This is a genomic window from Arcicella rigui (assembly GCF_034929435.1).
Classification (GTDB): domain Bacteria; phylum Bacteroidota; class Bacteroidia; order Cytophagales; family Spirosomataceae; genus Arcicella; species Arcicella rigui.
This window is the reverse complement of the sequence record NZ_JAYFUM010000001.1, coordinates 40,100-65,287: the sequence shown is the minus strand read 5'-3', so window position 1 is coordinate 65,287 and position 25,188 is coordinate 40,100. Positions and strand designations below refer to the sequence as shown.

The 25,188-nt window shown below is 36.0% G+C and carries 20 protein-coding genes and 2 tRNA genes; 11 read left to right on the top strand and 11 right to left on the bottom strand.

The window, feature by feature from the left end; all coding sequences use genetic code 11:
* Positions 1-153 precede the first annotated feature (153 nt).
* The 5 genes from VB248_RS00315 (at position 154) to VB248_RS00295 (ending at position 3,139) form a co-directional block, all read left to right on the top strand.
* A tRNA-Gly gene (locus tag VB248_RS00315) sits at positions 154-226 on the top strand.
* A gap of 67 nt (positions 227-293) precedes the next feature.
* Positions 294-377: transfer RNA gene (locus VB248_RS00310), tRNA-Leu, on the top strand.
* A gap of 183 nt (positions 378-560) precedes the next feature.
* Complete coding sequence (locus VB248_RS00305; RefSeq protein WP_323294737.1) at positions 561-842, top strand: hypothetical protein; 282 nt, start codon at positions 561-563, stop codon at positions 840-842.
* A gap of 131 nt (positions 843-973) precedes the next feature.
* Positions 974-2,053, top strand: a complete 1,080-nt coding sequence (locus tag VB248_RS00300) for an LptF/LptG family permease (protein WP_323294736.1) — start codon at positions 974-976, stop codon at positions 2,051-2,053.
* A 204-nt stretch (positions 2,054-2,257) separates the two neighbouring features.
* Positions 2,258-3,139, top strand: coding sequence for a DMT family transporter (locus tag VB248_RS00295; RefSeq protein ID WP_323294735.1), 882 nt, complete (start codon positions 2,258-2,260; stop codon positions 3,137-3,139).
* A gap of 35 nt (positions 3,140-3,174) precedes the next feature.
* Here the strand turns inward: VB248_RS00295 and VB248_RS00290 are convergent, their stop codons facing one another.
* Both VB248_RS00290 and VB248_RS00285 read right to left on the bottom strand, forming a co-directional pair.
* Positions 3,175-4,134 carry an AAA family ATPase gene (locus tag VB248_RS00290; RefSeq protein WP_323294734.1) on the bottom strand — a complete coding sequence of 320 codons (960 nt, stop codon included), beginning with the start codon at positions 4,132-4,134 and terminating at the stop codon, positions 3,175-3,177.
* Positions 4,135-4,298: 164 nt separating this feature from the next.
* Positions 4,299-4,670 (bottom strand): DMT family protein, encoded by a 372-nt coding sequence (locus VB248_RS00285; protein WP_323294733.1) that lies wholly within the window; start codon positions 4,668-4,670, stop codon positions 4,299-4,301.
* 105 nt (positions 4,671-4,775) lie between these two features.
* Here VB248_RS00285 and VB248_RS00280 point away from each other — a divergent pair, with 105 nt between their 5' ends.
* Entirely contained in the window at positions 4,776-5,405 is a 630-nt protein-coding gene (locus tag VB248_RS00280; protein ID WP_323294732.1) for a hypothetical protein, read from the top strand.
* Positions 5,406-5,447: 42 nt separating this feature from the next.
* Here the strand turns inward: VB248_RS00280 and VB248_RS00275 are convergent, their stop codons facing one another.
* Both VB248_RS00275 and VB248_RS00270 read right to left on the bottom strand, forming a co-directional pair.
* Positions 5,448-6,416, bottom strand: coding sequence for an SMP-30/gluconolactonase/LRE family protein (locus VB248_RS00275; protein ID WP_323294731.1), 969 nt, complete (start codon positions 6,414-6,416; stop codon positions 5,448-5,450).
* Positions 6,417-6,584: 168 nt separating this feature from the next.
* Entirely contained in the window at positions 6,585-7,655 is a 1,071-nt protein-coding gene (locus VB248_RS00270) for a mechanosensitive ion channel family protein (RefSeq protein ID WP_323294730.1), read from the bottom strand.
* Between the two features lie 124 nt (positions 7,656-7,779).
* Between VB248_RS00270 and VB248_RS00265 the strand changes: the two genes are divergently transcribed.
* The 3 genes from VB248_RS00265 (at position 7,780) to lptC (ending at position 10,415) form a co-directional block, all read left to right on the top strand.
* Positions 7,780-8,508 (top strand): type III pantothenate kinase, encoded by a 729-nt coding sequence (locus tag VB248_RS00265; RefSeq protein WP_323294729.1) that lies wholly within the window; start codon positions 7,780-7,782, stop codon positions 8,506-8,508.
* The gene (locus VB248_RS00260; protein ID WP_323294728.1) at positions 8,489-9,808 is read left to right on the top strand and encodes a hypothetical protein; all 1,320 of its coding nucleotides are present in this window, start codon (positions 8,489-8,491) and stop codon (positions 9,806-9,808) included. Before VB248_RS00265 ends, VB248_RS00260 begins: the two co-directional genes overlap by 20 nt.
* A 145-nt stretch (positions 9,809-9,953) precedes the next feature.
* Positions 9,954-10,415 carry an LPS export ABC transporter periplasmic protein LptC gene (gene lptC, locus VB248_RS00255; RefSeq protein WP_323294727.1) on the top strand — a complete coding sequence of 154 codons (462 nt, stop codon included), beginning with the start codon at positions 9,954-9,956 and terminating at the stop codon, positions 10,413-10,415.
* Positions 10,416-10,450: 35 nt separating this feature from the next.
* Here lptC and VB248_RS00250 read toward each other — a convergent pair whose 3' ends face one another.
* From VB248_RS00250 to VB248_RS00225, 6 genes are all read right to left on the bottom strand, one after another.
* Complete coding sequence (locus VB248_RS00250) at positions 10,451-10,915, bottom strand: c-type cytochrome (protein ID WP_323294726.1); 465 nt, start codon at positions 10,913-10,915, stop codon at positions 10,451-10,453.
* Positions 10,912-11,565 carry an SCO family protein gene (locus VB248_RS00245; protein ID WP_323294725.1) on the bottom strand — a complete coding sequence of 218 codons (654 nt, stop codon included), beginning with the start codon at positions 11,563-11,565 and terminating at the stop codon, positions 10,912-10,914. The genes VB248_RS00250 and VB248_RS00245 overlap by 4 nt, the downstream gene beginning before the upstream one ends.
* A 27-nt stretch (positions 11,566-11,592) precedes the next feature.
* On the bottom strand, positions 11,593-11,985 hold the full coding sequence (locus VB248_RS00240; protein WP_323294724.1) for a hypothetical protein: 393 nt from the start codon (positions 11,983-11,985) through the stop codon (positions 11,593-11,595).
* A gap of 40 nt (positions 11,986-12,025) precedes the next feature.
* Entirely contained in the window at positions 12,026-13,690 is a 1,665-nt protein-coding gene (recN, locus tag VB248_RS00235) for a DNA repair protein RecN (RefSeq protein ID WP_323294723.1), read from the bottom strand.
* Positions 13,691-13,763: 73 nt separating this feature from the next.
* Positions 13,764-14,570, bottom strand: a complete 807-nt coding sequence (locus VB248_RS00230; RefSeq protein WP_323294722.1) for a crotonase/enoyl-CoA hydratase family protein — start codon at positions 14,568-14,570, stop codon at positions 13,764-13,766.
* Between the two features lie 116 nt (positions 14,571-14,686).
* A complete protein-coding gene (locus tag VB248_RS00225; RefSeq protein WP_323294721.1) occupies positions 14,687-17,059 on the bottom strand; it encodes an outer membrane beta-barrel protein in 2,373 nt (790 codons plus the stop codon).
* A 240-nt stretch (positions 17,060-17,299) separates the two neighbouring features.
* Between VB248_RS00225 and VB248_RS00220 the strand changes: the two genes are divergently transcribed.
* Positions 17,300-18,169 (top strand): AraC family transcriptional regulator, encoded by an 870-nt coding sequence (locus tag VB248_RS00220; protein ID WP_323294720.1) that lies wholly within the window; start codon positions 17,300-17,302, stop codon positions 18,167-18,169.
* Between the two features lie 22 nt (positions 18,170-18,191).
* On the opposite strand, the gene VB248_RS00215 is transcribed toward VB248_RS00220, so the two are convergent.
* Positions 18,192-19,970 carry a hypothetical protein gene (locus VB248_RS00215; RefSeq protein ID WP_323294719.1) on the bottom strand — a complete coding sequence of 593 codons (1,779 nt, stop codon included), beginning with the start codon at positions 19,968-19,970 and terminating at the stop codon, positions 18,192-18,194.
* 397 nt (positions 19,971-20,367) lie between these two features.
* On the opposite strand from VB248_RS00215, the gene VB248_RS00210 reads away from it, so the two are divergent.
* Complete coding sequence (locus VB248_RS00210; RefSeq protein WP_323294718.1) at positions 20,368-25,089, top strand: hypothetical protein; 4,722 nt, start codon at positions 20,368-20,370, stop codon at positions 25,087-25,089.
* Positions 25,090-25,188: the final 99 nt, after the last annotated feature.

The window sequence follows — 25,188 nt, the reverse complement described above, 5'->3', positions numbered from 1 at the left end:
CAAGACTTAATTCAAACAAAATCAACTATTTATAAATTTTATCAAAAATTCTTGTTATTTTTTTTCTTAAAAAGCTTGCACAGAAGAAATCTATCGCATAATTTTGCACCACAATTCAACGGAATTACAACAAAAAATTCAAAAGAATCACAAGCGAAAGTAGCTCAGCTGGTAGAGCGCAACCTTGCCAAGGTTGAGGTCGCGAGTTCGAACCTCGTCTTTCGCTCAGCTTATAGAAGCACCTTATGGTGCTTTTTAAGTTTAAGAGATTAGAGTAATATCTTTAATTTCATGCCAGGGTGGTGGAACTGGTAGACACGCAGGACTTAAAATCCTGTGAACGCAAGTTCGTACGGGTTCGATTCCCGTCCCCGGTACTTTTGGGGCAATTAAAAGCCAAATAAAAAGAGTGTAAATAGCTAAATATCAGCAATTTACACTCTTTTTGCTTTTTAGTTGTTTTTACAAATTCGCTTAAATTCTTTACTTTTACAAAAACGCTCATTCTTTTAAAGAACTTTTACTATTTTTAATCTAACTCCTTTTAAATTTTAGCACTTATGGAAATCATCAAAAATTTAGCCCAGATTCATTATCTAAACGACGAGCAAAAATCAGTCATTGAACAACAAGCTCAAGCACATCTCCGATTCAGTAATATTTCCTTTAATGTTTTACAAGTAGATGAAGATTCTCTCTCTGTACAAACTATTCAGGGTAAGCATTTAAGTGAAAATTATGCTGATGAACAGAGACTCATCGAAATTACCCAAAATACATTCGCAGATGCTTTACTCGGACGAAGCTTAACGATTGAAGTAATCCCTTATGTATCGCAGTAGATTTAAGCCTATTAACAATTTTTAATCCTTCAATTTTGTGCTTCAAACCATAGAGTTTTTTTTTATTCGTAGCTTTGTAGAATATTATGATTTGAATAGCTGCGGTTGTCGCTATTGTGACTTGATAAAAAATGAAAATTCTTGATTTATACATCATTAAAAAATTTCTAAAAACTTACATTTTTGCGGTTATTATCATTGTTACCATTATTATGGTAATTGATTATACCGAAAAAATTGACAATTTTATTGATAATAAGGCATCTGTTAGAGCGGTTTTGTTTGACTATTACCTTAATTTTATTCCCTATTGGGCTAATTATATTAGTCCGCTGATGGTGTTTATCGCTACGGTATTTTTTACGGCAAATTTGGCTTCTCGTACCGAAATCATTGCTATTCTAAGTACGGGAGTAAGTTTCACTCGTTTTATTCGTCCATATATTATTTCGGCTTCTATTATCGGCGTGCTTACTTTTTTTATGGTTGGCTGGATTATCCCTATTGCTAATAAAACTCGTATTGCTTTTGAACGCAAGTATGTTGTAGGCTCATATTATTACAGTGGACGAGATGTGCATATCAAAATCGCCCCACAGGATTACGCTTATATGGAAAGCTATGATACTGGAACAAAAACAGGTTTTAGATTTTCTATTGATAAAATTGAGGGAAATACGCTAAAATCTAAACTCCTTGCCGACCATATTACTTGGGACTCTACTCGAAGAAAATGGACGATTTACGATTATCGTATCCGTACTTTTTTGCCTGATGGTAAACAAAAACTTAGCTACGGTGCAAAGATTGATACAACACTTAATCTACTTCCAAAAGATTTTGAAAGTACTTATCAAATCCACGAAACGCTGACGAATTCTGAGCTTGAACAAACCCTCGACCAAATGCGTAGCCGTGGTTCGGATGGAATTGAAGTATTTTTGATTGAAAAGTACCTTCGCTTTGCTAATCCGTTTTCGGTAATTATTCTGAGTGTAATTGGCGTAATTGTTTCTGCCCGAAAAGCTCGTGGTGGAGTTGGTTTTCAAATTGCTTTGGGCTTTATGCTGGCATTCTTATACATCTTGTTTTTTATGATGAGTAAAGGAATTGCCCAGTCTGGTGGAATGCCTCCGCTATTGGCTGTTTGGCTTCCTAATATTGTGTTTACTGGTATTGGCTTCATTTTATATTATACAGTGCCGAGATAAGTGAGAGTTCGTAATGTAGGATGTTTGATATTGGATGTCGGATTAATTGAACGATTTTTTTAGAAGTATTTCATTAAAAACAAAACCCTTTTATCAACATTCAGAAATCCCAAATCAACAGTAACATTTTAAATTCGTCAGTACCAATTAAGTTATGAGTATGGCATTGAAAAATGCTCTTTAATTCACAACTCCTAATACTTCATGAAAACAAACAGCGTAAAAGATTATTTACAACTTCACTTTGTGGTTCTGATTGCTGGTTTTACCGCAATACTTGGGGCATTGATTTCGGTGCATTCGCTAAGTGTGGTTTTTTTCAGGACTTTTTTGGCGGCTTTGGGGCTGTTTTTATACTTTTCTGTAAAGAAAATTCCTTATAAAGTTCCTCCCAAAATTATTGGCCAACTATTGCTTATGGGCGGAATGATTGCCCTCCATTGGTTTACTTTCTTTTATGCTGCTAAAATCTCGACGGTAGCTATTTGTTTGGCTGGACTTTCTACGACTTCACTCTGGACGAGCTTTATTGAACCTATTTGGAATAAAAGAAAAATACAGTTGGTTGAAGTAGGCTTAGGACTACTGACGATTGTGGGTTTATATTTGATTTTTCTGTTTGAATTTAGTCATCTTGCTGGCTTGTTGATAGCAATATTTTCGGCATTTCTGAGTGCTTTATTTTCCGTTATCAACAATCGTTTTTCTAAACATTATACGCCACAAGTTATCACGCTGTACGAAATGATGGGGTCGGCTATTTTTACTTTTTTCCCCGTAGTGTACTTATTCTTTTTTGGCGAAGAAAACCTAAAAATCATTCCACAGGGATACGATTGGCTCTGGCTGATGATTCTTGCTATTGTTTGTACGGTGTATGCTTTTGCCGAAAGCGTGGAATTAATCAAAAAGTTTTCGGCTTTTACTTTCAACCTTACGTTAAATCTTGAACCCGTTTACGGTATCATTTTAGCCTTTGTTATCTTTGGCGAAAAAGAACGCATGACGTTGGGCTTTTACTTAGGTACTTTCGTAATTTTGGCGGCGGTGTTGGCGTATCCAATTTTGAAAAAAAGAATCGCATAAAAAAAAGGGATGATTGTACAATCATCCCCTTTTGATTATCTACCAATCGCTACTCTTCGCAAAATAGTGTCTATTACTTGCATCGTTGTGATTCCGTCGGCTTCTGCTTCATAATTCAGCATAATTCTATGGTTTAGTACGTCTGGTGCAATTTCCTTGATGTCTTCTGGTAAAACGTAATCTCTTCCGTCTAAATACGCTAATACTTTCGCCGCTAAATTCAGGTTGATACTCGCCCTTGGCGAAGCACCGAACTGTACATAGCGAGCTTCTTCTCTCAAACCATAATCGCCCGGTTTTCGTGTGGCAAAAATCAATTCAATGATATAGCGTTCTAAAGTTTCTGAAATCGTAATATCATTAATTTCTTTTTTGATTTTAAAAATATCGTCTTTATCAAGAATTGCCTGTGGCTGATAATTAAAATCCATGTTCGACATCTTCCGCATTACCTCCAACTCTTGCTCTTTATTCAAATAATCCACAAATACTTTTAGCATAAATCTGTCAACCTGTGCCTCAGGTAGTGGAAACGTTCCTTCTTGTTCAACGGGGTTTTGGGTTGCCAGTACCAAAAATGGTTTATCAAGCGGATAAGTATAGTCGCCGATGGTTACTTGTTTTTCTTGCATGGCTTCCAACAAGGCAGATTGTACTTTAGCGGGAGCTCGGTTTACTTCATCGGCAAGAATAATGTTAGCAAAAACAGGCCCTTTTTTTACTTCAAAATCATCTGATTTTCTACTGTAAATCATCGTTCCAATCAAATCGGCAGGAAGTAAATCGGGGGTAAATTGAATACGGTGAAAGTCGAGTTTAAGAATTTTGGATAAAGTATTGACAGACAAAGTTTTTGCAAGTCCGGGTACACCTTCCAACAGTACGTGTCCGCCCGTGAAAAGTCCAATCAGTAATCGGTTCGTCAATTTTTCATGCCCAACCACTACTCTGCCCATTTCTTCAAAAACCAGCTTTATTTTTTCTCTTGAAACCATTGGTCATTATGAATTTTGATACTTGGATGAGTAATTTTTACAAGTTGAGTTCTATACTTTACTCAAAAAACATTTAAAAATACATTTCCAATTTATCATGCTTTACAGAGCAATTTTACGAAAAAAAATCCGCAATCCGAATTTCCCAATCCAAAATCAGTACCTTACCATTTTCTGAAAATCACATAAACAGCCAGTACAATTAAGCCAAAACCTACTAAATGATTCCAGCCCATTTTTTCGGTACGAAAAACGAAAGTAGTCATAAAAGCAAAAACTATCAGAGAAATGGCTTCTTGAATCGTTTTGAGTTCAAACATCGAAAATGGGCCACCGTTACCTTTATAACCTATTTTATTAGCAGGTACTTGAAAAATATATTCAAAAAAAGCTAAACCCCAGCTAATGAGAATGACAGCAAAAAAGCCCAAATTTTTGAGCGAAGTAATATTTTTAAACTGTAAATGCCCATACCAAGCCAAAGTCATAAACACATTTGAAAGAATTAGCAGGCTAATCGTGTAAATTGTTTTCATTCTTTTATATTCGTAAATAATAATTATTTTATTTCCTCCAGATTACCAGTCAACTTATTAGCTTGAAAATCTTGCTATTTTTCCTCCACGTCAAACAACAATAAAATGAAAAAAATACTCTTGATTACTGTACTCTTTTGCTGTACTTGCTCATTTTTATCTGCACAAGATTTAGAAGGTAAAAAAATTTACAGCGGAAACCTTTCTTTGAGTTTTACTAATGACTTCTATGAATCTAAACTATCAACGGCTACACTCAAAAACTCATATTTAACTACCAACTTAAATTTTTTGACGGGCAGAATCAAAAAGAATAATACTTATATCGCCTATGGTATCACGCTTGGGATTCGTTCGCAAATTGAAGACGAAAATACTTTCAAACAATATACTTTAGGCCCAGCCGTACAATTTGGCAAATTTGTAAAGATTTTTAATCAATTTTATATCGCTCCAAAATCTACTTTTTCGTTGGCAGGTCTTTGGGGGACAAGTGTCAACAATACGCTCGAATCAAGTATCAGTGGTGCTACGGCGGGTGTCAATCTGTCGCCGCTGAACTTTGTTTACCAAGTAAAAAATAACTTGATGCTGAATTTAAGTTTAGGACAACTCGACCTTGGTTATACGTACTTTCATGCAGACAACGACAATTATACACAAAATTCACATAGTTTAAATGTTTCTGGAAATATCTCAAACTATACTGGTTTTGGTGTATTGTACTTATTTTAAGCTAATAGGCTTACAATCGGAGGTGGATTGTAAGCCTATTTTTTAAAATCCTATACCTTTTGTAAGGGTTCGCACTCTACAAAGATAATTTTTGGCAGTGATATACAGCGTTGAACCATCATTTCCCCAAGCACAATTGGCAGTACCCAAACCCGTTTCGATACGCCCCAAAAGTTTTCCTTCTGGCGAAATTATCAATACTCCTCCCGGCCCAGTAGCGAATAAATTTCCTTTTTTGTCGATTTTCATGCCATCGGGCAAACCACTGAACGGCCCTTCTTTTAATATCGGGGTTGCATCGAAAAATACGCTTCCTTTTTCTAAAGTACCGTCTGGTTTTACAGGGTATGCCATATAAATAGCTCTGTCATTGTCCGACTGAGCCACGTAGAGTGTTTTCTCGTCTGGTGAAAAAGCCAAACCATTCGGACGTACCAAATCGTTGGCAACTAAAGTAACTTTTCCATCCGTAGCGATACGATACACGCCAAAATCAAGTTCACGGCTGGCATCGTCTTGCTTATTAGGCAAGCCATAAGGCGGGTCGGTAAAATAATAAGTTCCGCTCGAATGTTGAACAATATCATTGGGACTATTAAATCTTTTTCCTTGAAAATTATCTACCAAAGTACGTTTACCTCCACTTGTTAGTGGCATTGCACTTACCCGTCTATCGCCATGTTCGCAAGCTACCAATTCTCCTTTTTGATTGATGATTAAACCATTACTTCCGGGTTCTTCGCTATAAGGGCCAAGTCCAGTATAGCCCGAAGGTTTCAAAAATACTTTTATGCCTTCGTTTTCATTCCAATGATAAATGGTATTGGCTGGCACATCCGAAAAAAGCAATGAATTACTTTCTTTCAACCACACGGGGCCTTCTGTCCAGATATAGCCCGATGCCAATACTTCAATTTTGGCATCTGTTGAAATAAGTGTTTTTAAGGCTGGGTCGAATTGGGTTATTTTCCCCAAAGTTGGATAAGGTACTTGAGCGGAGATTGCGGACATCGTACAAAAGATTAGTAAAGTTGATATAATTTTTCTCATTGTTTTTGGAATTAAGTACTTACAATAATTTTGGGCATCTTATTTTTGTCAATTTACTGAAAGACAAACAATTAACAAATTTCAGACAGATAAATATCTTGAAGTAATAAAACAACCTTTTTCCACTCATCAACGCACTGGATTGGCAAATTTTGCCCCATTTCTCTCTACAATTTCAATGATTTTATAATTGATTTCCTCTTTGGTAGCATTCAACACCGCAGCATTATTCCCTGCCACATTGTATGAAACTAAAATATCTAAAGAGCCTTCGCCAAAACCTTCAAAACGAGTTACACCGGGGTCGGTTTTGTATATTTTTTCGTGCTTTACTACTTCTTCTTGTATTTCGTGTACGATTTTATAAACAGTTTCAGAAGACGTTTCTATCTGTAATTTCACATGATACTTTGCTCGTCTGAATTGGCGAGAACTCATGTTTTCTAAAGCCTGAGCCGTGAGTAAACGATTGGGAATGGTTACTAAACTTCCGTCTGCGGTACGGATTCGGGTACTTCTGAAACCAATTTTTTCTACATCACCTGCTACTTTATCAATTTGGATAGAATCGCCCACCACAAAAGGGAAATCTACAAAAATCGTAAGCGAAGCAAAAAGGTTTTCTAAAGTTTCTTTAGCAGCAAGGGCAATCGCAAGTCCTCCGATACCAAGCCCAGTTACTAAAGCAACTACATCTATTTTAAAAACAACGCCAAGTATCAGAAAAAATGAAAGCGTTGAAACCAGCAGAATCACCAAATCTTTAAAAAATGGGACGAATTGGTCATCTAATTTTGTTTCGGTTAAAGCGGCTCTTTCCTGAAAAATAAGTGAAATAAATTTGATAACTCTTACAAGTATCCAGTTGATCGAAATGATAATCAAGCATTGAAAACCCTTTGAAAGAATCATTTTCAATCCGAAATTTTCGGGCGATTCTAAGTTCCAAGCATTAGGGAAATGAAGATAAAAAGCACTCGAACTAACAATCATCAACACTATAAATAGCTCGACGGGCTTTCCGAGCATATCGATACAAGTCTGAATCGAAACGGAGTCATGTTTGATAAAACGATAAAGTATTTTGGTGAAAAGAACCGAAAGCAACCGCTTCAACAGGAGTCCGTAGCTTAGAATACCGATAAACCAGAGAATATCACTAACTTTATTTTCAAGAATTTCAGTTTGTAAGAATTCCATACTATTTAATTTTTGGGTTTAATATGCAATAATCGTGATAACGAATTGGTGTTTTGCCGAAAACATTCCTTTGTCAGAACGATAAAATCTTGTATTCATTTTATGTTTTCCACGCTTTATACTCATGAATTTAGCCATTGATTTGGGCAATACTTTTGCAAAAACGGGTCTTTTCCACCAAGGGAAATGCTTAGAAATACATTGGAAATTTACGTATTCAGATTTACAAAAGTATGTAAAATCCGTCAATCCAGAGCGTATTATTGTTTCATCTGTTAGTTATTCAGAAGAACAACTCAAAGAAGATTTTGCTGACATTGATGCTCAAATTTTTCTGTTAAAAAATACAACACCCGTACCGCTCGTCAAGCTTTACGATACTCCCGAAACACTCGGTGCAGACCGCATTGCGGCTGGCGTTGGTGCAAGAGTAGTATTCCCATCCGAAAATGCGATGATTATCGATATGGGTACTTGTATTACCTACGATTTAGTGGATACTTCCGAACAATTTCACGGCGGAATTATTTCGCCGGGCGTAAATATGCGATTCAAGGCAATGAATACTTTTACCCAACGTTTGCCGTTATTAGAACCCGAAGCCTTGCCAAGTATCATCGGAAAGAGTACAAAACACGCCATGCAAAGTGGCGTAATGAACGGAATTTGTGCTGAAATGAACGGTTTTATTGAAGAATACCAGAAAGTTTTAACAAAAATTAACGTCATTTTGTGCGGGGGCGATGCTACATTCTTTGCAAACCGCATAAAATACCCGAACTTTGTAATTCCAGAGTTAGTGCTGATTGGACTTAACAGAATTTTAGAATATAATGTCGAACAAAATAAATAGTATTTCAAATTTCAAACCAACGAGCAAAAGCTCTCTATTTTTCAAACACTTTTGGGTTCTTGCTTTCTGCTGCTTTTCGGCTTTTCAATCATACTCACAAGAAACTAACTCTCCTTATTCTTTTTTAGGTGTTGGTGAAGTTTACAATGGCGGAACAGCTGTCAACTCTATGTCTGGCGGTTTGGGGGTTGCCAGTTCAAACGGACTTTATATCAATACGCTAAACCCTGCCATGTTAGTTAGAAACCGTTATACGGTTTTTGAAATGGGGGTAAATACAGAGTTTAAATCTATGCAGAATACGGCACAGCGTTCGGGGACATATTCTGGAACGATTGGCCCAATTTTTTTAGCACTCCCTGCTTCGCCAAAATGGACGCTTGCTTTAGGGCTTACTCCATACAGTACTGTTGACTATAAAACGGTAGCTTCAAGAAAAAGTAACATTTTGGGTACAGATAGTATCACTTATACTTATAGCGGTAGTGGCGGACTTAACAAAGCCGTAGTAAGCAATGGTTTCAAGTTAGGAAAAAACATGGCAATTGGCTTAGAAAGTTCTTTAATCTTTGGGGTTATCAACCGAAATGTAGTTACTCAAAACTTCAATGATGCACAGCGTTATCAAGTAACTTTAGCCAATAGAACCAATTATAGTGGCGTACATTTTAAATTAGGCTATGCTTGGAGACCAAAAATTAGTAAAGATTATTTCTTGAATATTGGTGCAACGGCAGATTTTGCACAAAATGTTAAAACTAAAAGCTTTAAAAGTTTTGATATTTATGATTCGTCGGGCATTACGCTTATCAATGCTGATACACTCGAACAAACTAATGGAAATGTAAAACTTCCTGCCAATTATAAAGTAGGAATCAGTCTTGAAAAACCGGGTAAATTATTGGTTTCATTAGATTACTCTACTACCAAATGGTCGGGATTCAGTAATGTAAGTGGTAGTTCGGATAATTTAAAAGACGCTTATACCGTAGCCGTTGGGGCAGAGTACATTCCTCAGTTTGATGCTATTTCTGGATATTTCAATCACGTAATGTACCGTGTAGGTGCAAATTACACACAGTCTCCGTATTCATTAAACGGTGGCGAGCCTGCAAAAGACATGAGTTTCTCGGTTGGTGTTTCTTTACCACTCAGAACTATTTCATACATTAATATTGGTTTTGTAAGAGGTAAAAGAGGTGTTTTGGCAACCAATGGCTTAGAAGAAGTATATAACAAAGTGGTCGTAGGTTTCTCATTGGGTGATTTCTACTGGTTCCGCAAGCCAAAAATTGATTAATATTATTTTCAATATGAAGCTTTTACAAAATATCATAAAGTATAAAACAGATTTGACAACTCAGTTCCGAGTTGTCAAATCTGTTTTAGGGCCTTGTATTGTATTATTTTTAATACTTACGGCCTGCAAAGAAGAAAAAAAGGTCATGGACAGAAAAACTTATAATGGCCCACTTTCAGAAGTTTATGGCGTAAATATGGTGTACTCCGACTCCGCCCGAATGGTTGTGAAAATGTCCACAGAAAGCCAACTGACCATGCCTAATGAAGATAAAGTATATCCACATGAAGTTCGGGTTTTCTTTTTCGACAAATTTGGCAATAATAGCACGACATTAAGAAGTGATTCGGCACGATACATCAGAATTAAAAATGTGTATCATATCATGGGGCGTGTGGTTATTAACAACCAAGTAAAACAAGAAGTACTGGAAACAGACGAACTGTACTGGAATGTGGATAACAAGAAAATTTATACAGATAAGCCCGTAGATGTAAAAACGCCTCAGCAAGTATTACACGGTGTAGGAATGGACTCAAATCAAGATTTTACTGATTATAAACTTCGGAAAGTAACAGGTGTACTGAATGTGAAAAGTTTACCATAATAAAAAAGGCGATGTTCATCACATCGCCTTTTTTATTATTCCACTTTGTTTTTACAAGTTGCTAATATTTTTTGTACATCTTTTACATCTGTAATGGCTGTATCTCCTGCCCATTCAGTATAAATAAAAGTAGCGATTTCGGCTACATCAAGTGCCTGTAATTGCGAGTTGGCAGGCATTGGCTGATGATATACTTTCCCGTTTACCGTAATGGTGTCCGTCAGTCCGTTACGCATCGAGCAAAGTATTAATGCTTTATTATTCTTTAAAAAATCAGAACCAGCAATTGGTGGATAAAGTCCTGCTAAACCTTCGCCTTTATCTTGATGACAGTTGGCACAATGGGTTTTGTAAAGTGCTTGTCCGTCGATATAATATTGCTTTCTTTTAAGCTCCTGCTGGCTGTCGCATGAAGTAAACAATGTTGCTACTGCAAAACACAATAACATTCCTAAGCTTACTTTTACACTTGAACTTCTCAACGCTTCTCCCTTATTCATTTTGTTTTTGTTTCTTTTAGTAGGATTTCTAAATCATCCATCAAATTATCTACTTTCGCAGGCACAGTTCCATCATAAATTCCACGAATGTGACGGTCTTTATCTACCAAAATAAATGCCCCACTATGCACTACTCCGCCCGGTTGTGTAGGGTCGTCGGCGGCAGAAACCATATAACTTTTTTGTCCGATTTCAAAAATTTTAGCCTTCTCGCCCGTCACCATTTGCCAAGAATTCCCCTTGATACCCAAATTACTTTTAAATTCCTTCAACACCGCTGGCGTATCGTGGCGTGGGTCGATTGAATGAGAAAGTAAAATTACGTTTGGATTATCCTTGTACTTTTCATAAATCCTCAACATTTGCGTTTTCATTTTAGGGCAAATAGTTGGGCAAGTAGTAAAAAAGAAATCAGCAATATAGATTTTACCTTTTACAAATTCTTGCGTGATTTTTACAGAATCCTGATTGATAAATTCAAAATCAGGAATGGTATGATAAATCGTATCGACCACAACTTTTCCATCAACCGTTTTCTCAACGGCTTCTTTGTTCCCCAGATAAGGCAAGGTTTTAGGCGACTCAGCACAAGCCAACAAAGTTGCCGACAAAACTACTGATGACAAATACTGTACAATACTTCTCTTCATAATGTTGATTGTACAAATACAAAAAGGTTATTTTTTCAAAAATGCTTTTGCCTCTTCAATACTTGTATTGGTTAATTCTTTTACTTTAACAATCTTGTTTTTTTCTTCTTCGTAATACTTCAATACTTCCTCCTCCGACTTCCCTTTTACGGCATCTGGGTTATAACCCGACATCCAATCTGACATTTTTACATCTGCTGAATCTAAAGCTACGTACAAATCTTTGGCTTTTACAGAATCGGGCGATACCTTGGCAACAGAATCTAACTGACCTTTCAAAGTCATAATTTCATCCATTTTAGGCATTACTTCATCGTGAACTGCCATTACTTCTTCAATCATTTTCTTTTGTTTGTCTTCAGATTTTGAACAAGCAAAAGTAATTGACAACATCAAAACAGGGAGTAGGATTTTTCTCATATTGTTGGTTTTTTACGGATGATTAAATGATGATGAAATATTAATTGATAAGATGTTTTTCCAACATCTCACGAGCATTTTCCACAATGGCTTTTGAAGGATTTTCGCCACCAATCATTTGGGCTATTTCCATAATTCGCTCTTCACTACTTAACTTCCTGATTCTCGAAACAGTTCTATCCGAAGAATTATCTTTATACACAAAATAATGTGCCGAACCTTGTGCCGCAATCTGATGCAAGTGCGTAATGGCTATCAATTGGTGATTTCGGCTCATTTCACGCATCATATTTCCTACTTTTATAGATACTTCACCAGAAATCCCTGTATCAATTTCGTCGAAAATAATGGTTGGTAAAGCTCTTTTATTGGCTAAAATATACTTTATCGCCAACATCAAACGACTAAATTCACCGCCAGAAGCCACATTTTTGATGGGTTGTGGCTTCATCCCTTTGTTGGCCGAAAACAATAAATTTATCACATTCGTACCCATTGGCGAAGGTTTGATAATTTCGTCTTCAATTTTCAAAAGAGCGTTCGGCATTCCTAAATCTTTTAACAAATCTGAAATCTGTTTTTCGATAATTGGTAAAGCCGTAAGTCTTGACTTCGACAATACTTCTGCACTTTTCAGTACTCTTTTTTCCGTTTTTTCTACTTCGGCTTTAGCCGTTTCCAGGGCTTCGTCGATATTGAGTACTTTATTTACTTTTTGTTCTAAATCTTTCTGAATGACCAATAATTCAACATCCGTTTTTACTTGATGTTTTTGAAGAAGATTATACAAAGAATCTAATCGCTGCTGAATACTGGTGATTTTTTCATCGTCCAATTCTACTTCCTCGGCTTCACTTTCTACTTCAACGGCAATGTCTTTGAGTTCAATCAAACAACTTTGTAGGCGTTCTTTCAACTGCAAATACTGTTCACCAAAAGTACTGATACCATTCAAATTGGCTAAAGTAGAAGTAAGCAAAGGAATGATAGACTGTTCGGTAGCATTCAAATATTCGGCAGAAAGCAACAATTTAGATTTTACTTCTTCGGCATTTTCTAATTTGTTTAGCTCTTGCTCTAATACTTCTAATTCGCCGGCTTTTAGTTTTACTTTCTGTAGTTCATCCAACAAAAAGGAATTATAGTCAAACTCCTTTTTACTTTCTTTGGCTTCGTGGCGAAGCTGTTCATATATTTTTTGGGCTTTATGAAAAGCCTGAAAATCTTTTTTATAAGTATCTAATAATTCGTGGTTTTGAGCGAAAGTATCAACGATTTCTAACTGATAATCATTTGCCCCCAACAACAAATTATCGTGTTGTGAATGTACATCCATCAACTGCGACGATACTCTGCGAAGTGTTTCTAAATTTACGGGCGTATCATTAACAAATGCACGTGTTTTGCCTTGCGGAGAAATCTCACGACGGATAACGCAATGCTCGTCATAATCCAATTCCTCTTCTTCAAAAATATTTTTGATGATATAGCCCGAAACGTCAAATTCGCCCTCAATAACACACTTTTCATTTGGGTTGAAAAGTGTACGAGTATCGGCACGATTGCCCAATAACAATCCTAAAGCACCCAACATAATAGACTTTCCCGCACCAGTTTCGCCTGTAACAATGTTCAAGGCAGCATCAGGCAATAACACGAGATGCTCGATTAAAGCGTAGTTTTTTATTTGTAACTTCGTTAGCATAAGTTGTTGGCATCAAAGCCTTGTCTGTCATTTCTTCGCAAATATACTAAGGACGGAGGAGTTCCTTTACAATTCAGTTTTCAAATTTCGGTTCTCTTTTGGTCATTTTCGCTTCAAAAGCTTCTTGCAAATCTGCCGAAAGTAACATTCCTGCATTCCAAGTTGCCATATAATTGAGTCCGTCGGCAACTGAGTGTTCACGGCTATGTTGTAAAATATGCTTTGTACCCCGAATTGCCACAGGCGATTTCTGAGCAATTGTTTCCGCCAAAGTCATTACTTCGGTCAACATCGTTGCTTTATCCACAAAAGTACGATTCACCATCCCGATTTTTTCGGCTTCCTTCCCTCCTACATTTCTACCAGTATAAGCCATTTCTCGCACGAATCCTTCGCCAATCAGTTTGGGTAATCTTTGTAAAGTACCCAAATCTGCCACCATGCCCATATCAATTTCTTTGATGGTGAAAAAAGTATCATCCGTACAATAACGCATATCGCAAGCACAAACTAAATCTACGCCGCCACCAATACAACCGCCATGAATAGCCGCCAATACTGGTTTTGAACAATTTTCGATAGCATTGATGGGAGCTTGTAAACGCAAAATATCTTTTCTAATTTTTTCTCTTCTGCGAGCGTCGCAAGGCGTTTTGGCTTGTGTAACAGACATCAGCAAACTTAAATCTATGCCCGCACAAAAATGCTTGCTGTCGCCACCTTCCAGTACGATTACTCTTACATCTGGATTTTCGTCGAGTTCAGTAAAGACTTGTAAGATTTCATCCCAAGCGGTTTGGTTCAGGGCATTGGCTTTATCAGGACGATTGATGATGAGATGAGCAATATGCTTTTGGATTGAGATTTTGAGCGTTTCCATGTTTTTGGGAATAAAAAAATTCACAGAGAAAAAACTGTAAATCAGTAATTTCCCTGTGAATGTTGAAGTTAGACGATATAGATTTGGAACGCAAAAATTAAGCTAAAATATTTCTATCAACCTTTGCCTTTTCCATCACCTCCACCATCTATACTGCTTGGTCTTTGGTTTACTTTTACGTTGGTATTACCAAAATTATAAGTAAAATTGATTCTTAGTCGGCGGTTGTCCCAACGATACTCTCCCGTAGAAATCAATTCGTTGGTACGAGCTACGTTTCTGAAACGGTTTAAATCGGCAGGATCTTGGATTGAAATTTTCAAAGTACCTTTTTTGTCCCAAAGGAATTTCTTGATTCCCAAGTCAAAAGCACCTTGTGCTTTGCTGGTTTCAAAACCCCAAGTTTCACCCGAATTGACATAACCCGAAATTTCGGCTGAAAGCGTTTTGTTCAAAGTAAAAGTTTGTTGCAAGTACAATCCGCTATAAAATTGGTTTACATCAACCACAGCTTTTTCTCGGCTATAATTATACATATTGATACCGCTCCAAATATTTACATTTACATTCCACCATTTTGTAAGATTGAACGGCAATGAAGTACTGAAACTCCACCATGATACTTTACCATTTACATTTTCTATGGATTCTTGAATCAAGCGACGACCCGGAACATAAGTAGAATCTACACTATACACTTCGGCAAAAAACTGATTTACATTGACATAATCTAAAGTAAAACTAAAGGCATCTTTAATAGTGTGCGTCATCGAAACACTGTTTTGTAAAGAAGGTAACAAGAACGGATTTCCTTTTACGTATTGTTGTGGAGAAAAGAATCGGTTGAAAACATTGAAATTATCGCTGTTGGGACGATTGATTCTACGAGAAAAACCCAACGAAACAGCATAATCTTTGGTTACTTTTTTATTCAAAGAAAGTGTTGGGAATAAATTGAAATAATGCTGTGACGAAAGTTCTTCGCCTCCTCTATTTTTACCCGAAGTATTGGTTTGTTCACCTCTTAAACCAATTTGTAAATTCAGCGTTTTGCTCAACTCGGAATTGAGCATAAAGTACGCCGCATTGATATTTTCTTTGAAATTGAAGTATGAATTCACCAATACGCCGTCATCGTTCATAAAATTATCATTGAAGTCTTTGGCATTCGTTGAAAAACTACTCTTGAAGCCCGTTTCTAATTTTACTTTTTTGGTAAAATTCTTTACAAAATCAGCTTTCAAAGCATAAGTAGTGAAATTATTTGGCGAAATTATCTGATTTTCCACTACGCTATTATTGTTTTCCAAAAACGTTGTTGTTGTAAATCTGTCATCATAATTCGACTTATTCAGAATCACATCAAAATCAACATTGAGTACCGTTCCCGAAGTATCAAAAGTTTGTTTCCAGTGAGTATTGATGAGGTAGTTTTTATTATTGGTATTTCGGTTACGCAACATTTCAATGGCTTGAATTGACCCAAGCTGTTGGTTATTTTGGTTGATGGTTCTTTTAAAAAGATTATCCGACAAAGCTCCTTGTACTGTAAAACCTACACTGGTGTTTTTAGTGAAATCATAGTCGAATGCCACTTTAGACGACCAAGAATCTCCATTACCTGTTGCTTTACCAATATTTTTACGAGTTTCCACCAAATTACTGCCTTCGTACAATTCCTGCGTTTCATTAAAAGCATTGAACCAAGTCATGTAATTTCTGCTAATATTGGCATAAAGGGTATATTTTCCTTTTTTGGCATTCATCGTAATTCCCTGATTATTTTTCGGGAAACTGCCGTATTCTTTATAATTGCTATATCCTACACCCATATCCACGATGTAGTTTGTGCCAAAATTTTTGCCTTTTTTCGTTTTGATATTGATAATTGCCGTAGTTCCCGAAGCATCATAACGAGCCGAAGGATTAGTGATTACTTCAATTTTTTCAATGTCATCGCTTTTTAGTGTTTTCAAAAAATTGGCTAATTGTTCATCGCTTAGATACGTTTTTCGGTCGTCAATCATTACCAAAACACCCGATTTTCCTTTTACTTTGATAGTCTCTGAATTTCTATCAACCGTAATGCCAGGTACTTTTTCCATGAGTTCCAAGCCATTCAAACCCGAAGTAATTGGACTGGCTTCAACGTTCATAATCATCTTATCGCCCGAACGTTCTATTAATTGTTTTTTTACACTTACTTCTACTTCTGCAAGTGTTTTTGATTCTGGCAATAATTGAATATTTCCAAGATTCAAATCAGCACGTACTTCTATTTTTTGATAATACTTTTGATAGCCAATCGTTGTAACCGACAACAAGTAAGTATTATGAGCAATTTGTGGCACTTGGAATTTTCCGTCCACATCAGCCACTACACCTTTTACCATACTTGAATCTTTCTGATTCAAAATCAACACATTAGCAAAAGAAGCAGCTTGTTTTTTTTCATCTATTACAATTCCAGAAACGGTTGATTGAGCCATTGATTGAATTGAAGCAAATAGGAAAAAGGCGAAAAAAGTAATTTTCAAGGACATAGCGTTTAGTTGTTAAAATTTCGGAAAGAAGATGTAAATTTTGTACAAAATGTTGCATCCAAGAAGTTAAAAACTATTAATAAAAGTTAAACTTTCTAAAAAACGTTGATTTATACCCCAAGAAAAGACGCAATTTTTATCAGTGAACGCTATTGAAATACGAAAAGAAATGTATAAATTTTTGCCATGATTAGAGTCCCTTCCCTTATTCACGCTGGAGAGTTTCAATCCCTGAAAATTCAGGACATGACTTTCGTTGCCTACCGCAACCAAGACCCTCCGCTCAAGAACGAAGTATTTTTTGAAGAACACGCCATGATTTTTGTTTTAGAAGGCGAAAAGCGTTTTACGCTTCCCAGTCAGACGATTCATGTGCGAAAAGGAAATGTGGTATTTATTCCGAGGGGCTATTATTTGATGCAAGAAACCATCGACTCAAGCTATCGAAGTTTGGTCTTTTTCTTCAATGAAAAATTATTAAAAGAATTTGTCAGCCAACATTTAGAGCTTTTTGAAGAGTACCAAAGCAACCAAACCCAACAAGGTATGTGGGATAATGCCAGTCCGCTGTTGGTCTTAGAAATTACCGAAAGTCTGGATAAATTTACAGAATCTATTTTCCCCTACTTCCATTACGAAACCCAATATTTGAATCATTTCTTACGATTAAAATTGCAAGAATTACTCTTGCATATTCTGGAAATCGACTATTCAAAACAATTCAAGTCAATACTGTTTAGTTTGTACAAAGGCGAAAAACCTGATTTAGCCTTTTTGATGAATTCTTATTACTTAAAACCGCTTTCGTTGGAAGAACTTTCTCGACTTTCAGGACGCAGTTTATCGGCTTTCAAAAGAGATTTTCAACATGAATTCAACACCACGCCAGCCCATTGGATAAAAAATAAACGTTTGGAGTACGCTTTTTTACAAATAGAAAAGACTGATAAAAACGTTTCAGAAATCAGTATGGAAATTGGCTACGAAAGTGTTTCGCACTTTATCAAAGCCTTTAAAGAAAAATACGGGCATACGCCTTCGGCTTTGAAGAGGTAGTCTGTTTTACTATTTAAGATTTTCACATGAATACCTCTGTAAATCCTTTAACATTCATACAGTTAGTAAATTTAAAACTATTCATTTCTAACAATTTGTACTGTATTTCGTAGTACAACAAGCAATCATCAATAGTTATCTGACCACTCCCATCAATATCAATTGGATTTTGAGAAAAATAATCTAAAAAAAGATTAAGAATAAACACTAAATAATATCTAACGTTACTCGTAACAGTAGATATTTCCATGTGAATAGCAGCCTCATGAATTATTTCATTCCTAATTCTATAAATTCTTGCTAAGTGATACTCCAAATTTTCTTTGTGAGAAACTATACTCTCTTTGAGATTCCTTTCTTTACTTATTTTTTCACCATAACGATTAGCTCTGAAAGCTAAAAGAGGTTTTGAACGCAAATGTTCTCGCTCAATATAATCAAATGTATGTTTATCCGAAATATATCTTCCTTCATCATCATAATTGGGAAGACTATTCGATAAATCTAAACGCTGTATATCTTGATGGAAATTATAGAAATTTCTTCTTGTATAATACACAACATCACATTTCACAAAATAATCCTTCATCCTTTTTACCGTATTTTCTCCAATATCAGCATTGGCGAACAAATACTCCATCCCAATCCAATAATGCAAAAATTTTTGTTCCATTTCAGATGCATCCCAGCCCAATCTTAAATTTCTAAAAGCTGAATAAAGTTTATTTTTTGTTTCATTCGCTATAAATGGATTTTGATTAATTGATTGTAATCTTTCAGTAAAAGAATCATAAACAGTTTTACTATTTTTAAAATTCCCATCAAGTCTATATTCCAAACGATGAATTTTTGATTTCTCTGGACTTAACGTTCCTATAACGAGTATTTCATTAGAAATATGAATACTCAATTCGGGAAAACCAATGTGTGAGTAATCCAGAATGGTATTCAATTGCGTTTTTGCTTTTCCTATCACCGAGATATAATCAAGTCCTGAGCAAGTAATTTTCAAGTAATAACGATTTGGACTGTCTTTTAAAAAATATTTACCTGAATCCGCAGAATACTCTTTGATTTTATTCTTCTCTACGTTATTCAATAAAAATTTATCTATAAAATCAAGCTGGGGAAGTTTTGGATTAGCACTGACGGTTGTGAATCTAAAAATGACATCGTAAGATTCTTCTTCACGCTTTGTTAAGCTATTGATAAACCTAAAACCTATGTCGAAGGTAGGCTCGCCATTTTCTTTAAACAGCTTCCAAAATAATTGATGCAAATAGTTTTTAGCAAACCCAATTTGTAATAATTCACTTATAAAATAATCACAAAGTGTGTTTAGACCGCTAAAATCTTGTGCATTTATAGGTAGTTCACGAGTATCTATTTCAGTTATTTCTGAATAAATCAAGTCAATTAATTTTTCAGCATAATTTTGGTTACTATTTATGAGTAAGTTCAAACTATGAAGTAAAATTTCAATTTTCTTAGTACTAATAGCTTCACTAAGTGCTTTAATTAAGAAAGGTTTACTGATTACATCAAAGCAAAGACCTCTTTCTTGATTGATTATTTTGATAGCTTCAAGTATTACAGGTGCAACTGTGATTTCAAAACTTTTAATTTTGTTTCGTTTAAAATCTGATAACACTTTCGCTAACTCAGATAGAATGGATTTGGGGTTATGAAGCCTAACTCTATAAGAATCTAAGGTTTTTCGATGGACAAGCTCTAATAACTTTTCAGCAAAAAATCTCTGCGATACAGTAAAACTGTGATTAGGTATAAATTTAGAAACCATATTTATATTGATTTATCTTGTAAATGCAGAAAAAACCTTACATTTTTGTATTATATTTTTCTGACTGACATAAGAATTATAGATATAATTTAAAGATAATAAAAAAGGAGGGGCGACATAAAATGGTTAGAGATTTTATTCCACATTTTTGAGACCTCCTTTAGGTATTAAAACAAAAGCCCATTATGTAATGGGCTTTTGCTATTTTATATGTTGTTGTGTTTCTACTTCTCTTCACAATACTTCCCTCCCCAATGAAATACAAAATGAAATCATTTCGTTAATTTTATGTGAATATTGCTTGTGTAGGTGCAGAGGCCTATTTGCATTTTATTGCCGAAGCGAGGTTTTTTATTCCTAAAACCTAAATACTCGTAGCCAATTAATTTCTATGACGATGAACACAAACCGCTACCTTTTACTTTTTGTGACGATATTATTCAGCTTTTTCTCGCAAGCTCAAGGCTTAAAAATGTCTGATAAACCAGAGGAATTTTTGAGTGATGCTCAGAATTTTTTAGCCATGTCTGGAAACCCTGCGGCTGAAAGTATTGCTCAGAGTTTGGATAAAAACTGGAATTCGGGGAAAATTTCGGCTTCGCAAAAAGCTACTTTGGCAAAACTTGCCAATTTTATGGTAAAAAAAGGTTACAAACCGCCACAATTTGTGCCGTTTTTTGATGCCATCAATCAAGGAATTAATAGTCTTTTGTTGGAGTCAAATACACTGGATGGTTATTTAGAAACCGTTCAAAAGTCGGTTGAATCGGGCGATGTAAAAAATACAATCAAGTTTATCGACATTTGCCGTTTGTACTTTCGTAACAGAAGTCTTTACTTCACCAATTACAATCGTCTTTATGCCGTAGCGGGTTCGGTAGCTTTTAAATTCAATGACCAAAAAGTTGAGGTTTTCAAACCCGAAAAAGCGGTTCAAGCTCCTACGCCCACTACACCTGAACCTGTTAAAAAAGCAACATGGGACGATTGGGACGCACCACTACCCAACAGCAACACAACCACAACAGCTCCAGCAGCTTTCGACGAACCTATTGCTCAATTCTTGAATCCCGGGCCAAGTATAGAATTGAAAAATATTATGTTGGTAATTGCCACGGCAAGCGATTCGGTCATTTTAGAAAATACAAAAGCTTTTTTGGATGTAAAAGAAGGAATTTTGATTGGTAATGGTGGGAAATTCTCGTGGGAAAGTGCTGGCTTTAATGAAGCCTTTGCCAATTTAGAAAATTACAGTATGGCAATTAAAAATCCGAAACTAAGTGCAGAATTAGCAACGCTGAATTTTCCACAATATTTAAACGCTCCTGTCAAAGGTGTTTTTGAGTACCAAAGTAGAAAACGTGCCAAAAATGCTTCGCCTGTTTTTCCAAGATTTATGTCTTTACAAAATGATGTCAGACTAAAAAACAGTACTGATATAGATTATCTCGGCGGTTTTACTTTGGTCGGAAACAAGATTTCGAGTGCTTCGGTGCAGTCGAAATATGCTACTATTTTGGTAAAAAAAGACGGCAAAACGGTTTTTAAAACCACAAGTAAACGTTTTGAAATTGGCGATTCGCTCATTACTTCGCCTGCGGCAATTTTTACAGGTTATTTCGCTGGACAAGATTCTATTTATCATCCTTCGGTTAAACTCAATTACAATCGTCAATCATCATTACTTCGTTTGAGCAAAGTTGATGAAGGAGGTTTTAGAGAATCGGCGTACTCTGATAGTTATCATAAATTAGACATTACTTCGGACGTGATGCGATGGAACATCAAAGACCAAAGAATGGATTTTATGATTGTGACGGCTAAAAATATTATCCCTGCTCTTTTTGAATCTTACGATTACTTCAACCCTGAGCGTTTTGCCAAAATTGCCTCCAGTTATAATTTCAATCCTTTGTTGGTGGTTTCAAATTTTCTCAAGAAGAACAATTTAACGGCTACTACTTTATCAGACCTTGCTCGTGCTTATCAAAAAGATGTTGCAGCCTTGAAACCAGTATTTTTAGACATGATGCAAAAAGGGTATTTTGACTACGACCCTGATGTTGAAAAACTAAAAATTTCTCGCAAAGGGCTTCATTACTTAGCCGTAGTGAATGCCAAAAAAGACTACGACAATTTCTTGATTCCATCTTATTACGCTTCAAATAGCAAAGATTCTACGTCAAATGCTTCCTTGGATTTAAAGAATAATCAACTGGTTATTCGTGGAGTAAAGCAGTTTTACCTTTCAGATTCGCTGAATGTTTACATGGCTCCTTACGACAATTTGATTAAAGTAAATAAAGACCGAAACTTTGGTATTAGTGGTGAATTAAAAACAGGAAATTTCAGATTTCGTGGAAGAGATTTATCCTTCAATTATGGCGAGTTTAGCGTAAAATTGAACAAAATCGACTCCATTACTTTCGTTCCTCAAAAAGAATTAGCCAAAAAAGGAAGTACAGAAATCGGTGGAGATTTGAAGTATGAATCTGGCGTAATTTATATCAATAAACCCGACAATAAATCGGGGCGACAAAGAATGTTGGAATATCCACGTTTGGTTGTACCCACGGGCGTAACGGCGTATTTCGACCATCCGTGGCGAGCAAACGGCGTGTATCATAAAAATATTTACTTCAAAGTACCCAGTATCGACTTCGACAGTTTGAATGTAAAAGACATCAACTTTGTAGGAACGTTTTACTCTGATGGCATTTTTCCACCTTTCAAAGAAACCCTTATTTCAATGCCCGACAATACTTTAGGCTTTAGTCACAAGGTTACCGAAGGCAAATACAATGTTTACAACAGCAGTACTTTTATAAAATTCAGTTCAAATTTATTGATGGACAGCAAAGGTTTGCATACCGAAGGGGAAATCAATCACCTAACGGCACAAATCAAAGCGAAAGAAGCCTTCTTCACTACCGATTCCGTGACGGCTTATGGTACAACGGGGATTATCAACGAAGGGGCTGTCGGAAAAGCCTATTTTACCAAAGTAGCCATCAATAATTTTACCTTGAAATGGCAACCAAAAGTTGATAGTATGTTGATTGAAACACAGAAAAACACTTTTGATTTTTATGCTGGAAGTTCCAAATTAGAAGGTAAGCTTTTGGTTCGTCAGACTGGTTTATTTGGTTTCGGAAAAGTAAAAAGACAAGATTCTGAAATTACTTCTGATAATTTCAAATTCGGGAAAGCCGCTTTCACCGCTGAAATGGCTGATTTATTCGTAGGCAATACGCTTAATCCAGCAAAACCCGCTTTATTGGGCAATAACATGAATGTCAATTTTAATTTACAAACAGGTTTGGTCAGTATCAAAACGCCTGATAAATTAAAATTAGAAGATTCTACCAGTTTATTTTTCCCTTATACGGCTTACAAAACATCTATCAATAGTGCCGAATGGGACATTAACAAAAAGTTAATTACCATGAAAGGCGATGTGCGAAATACAACTTTCTCTTCGCTCGAACCAAGTCAGGAAGGACTTTCTTTCAATGGTTCAGAAGCCTTGTACAATATCGAAAAACAAACCTTGAATATCAACGGCGTTCCGTTTATTAAATCCGCAGATGCGAAAATCATTCCAGACAAAGGAGCAGTATTTATCGGAAAAGATGCTGAAATCAAAGATTTTCGTCAAGCTAAATTGATTATTGATACCGTAAACGCCTATCATCATTTAGTAAACGGTAATATTAAAATTCTTTCAAGGTTACGCTTTGAAGGTGATGCCAACTACCGTTTTGTGAATATTGCTGGCGATACGTTGAATATCAAAATGGGTAATTTTGACTTTAAAGAAACCATCGTTGACGCTCGCAAGAAAACCAAAGGCTATATCACTACCGCAAAAGCTACGCTCGAACAAGGCAACAAGTTTTACCTTTCTCCGAAAGTAATGTACAGAGGCGATGTGAGTATGACTTCAACCGATGAAAATTTAAGCTTCAACGGTTTTGTGCGTCCTGATGCGAAAAATAGAAGAGGTGAACTGAATTGGCTGGCATACAACGGACACGGCAATAGCCGAGAAGGCGTAAATATCAATGTTCAGCCAAACTTAATGGGCGAATTAAATATGCCTCTTTTTGCTGGGCTTCACTTCCGAACGGCTTCGAGTGGCTTGTACACAACTTTTCTTTCAAGTAAAGAAGATGCCAAAGACGAAGATATTTTTGTAGCGAAAGGTAAATTCAGAGACGTTCCGAAAACGACTCGATTTGAAATCGGAGCAGACGAAACCGAACAATCCTATGAAGCCAATCGCTACATTTATGACGATGCCAAGAAAACCATCAAACAAGAAGGTACTTTTACCTTCTTCAATCCTTCGAGTTTATTACAAACTACAGGTTTTGCAGAAATGCGAGTGGATAGCGGAAAGTATAAATTCGACCAAATGATGGTAGTGAATTTTCCGATGCCAACCGAAGTACTAAAAGCCATGGCTGATAAAATTGTGAAGGAAAATTTAGAAGCAAGAGACCTAACCAGTGCCGATGAACCCGAAGACAAAGAACAGTTACTTTCAAAATTGGCGAATCTTTTAGGTGGGAAATACCTTGCCCCTTTTGAAAAACGCCTGAAAAACGAACACGTTCCGCTTTATACTGTTTCACAAAAACTGAATACTTCAATCGTTTTATCGAAAGTAAATTTGCGATATTCTGAACAAAATTCTTCGTTTTACTCGGTCGGAAAACTGGCCGTTGCTAATATCGGCGGCATAGATATTAATGCCGAAATTGAAGGAATGATTGAAATCAGAAAGACGGTTGAAGGAGACGAATTTTATCTGTACTTAGAGCCTACGGAAGATGTTTGGTACTTTATGGGCTATCTTAAAAATGAAATGGGTGTCATTTCTTCGGATGGCGATTTCAACAATGCCGTAGCAGCAAAATCAAAAGGAGTGAAAAAGGGAGCAGGCAAAAATGCCTATGCTTTCTTGGGCGTAGGAGCAGAAGAAAAATTGGCTTTTGTGGATAGATTTACGGATTTGTACAGAGTACGACCAGAAAAAGGTAAAAAAGTAGCCACAAAAAAAGAAGAAAAACCAAAAGTAGAAAAGAAAAAAGAAGAAGTGAAAGAAGGTTTTTAACCATCTCCTTCCAAAAATTAGAAGTACTTTTGTAAAAATAAATCCGAAGTAAAAGGCTTTTACTTCGGATTTATAAAAACTCAGTTGATAAGTAAAGTC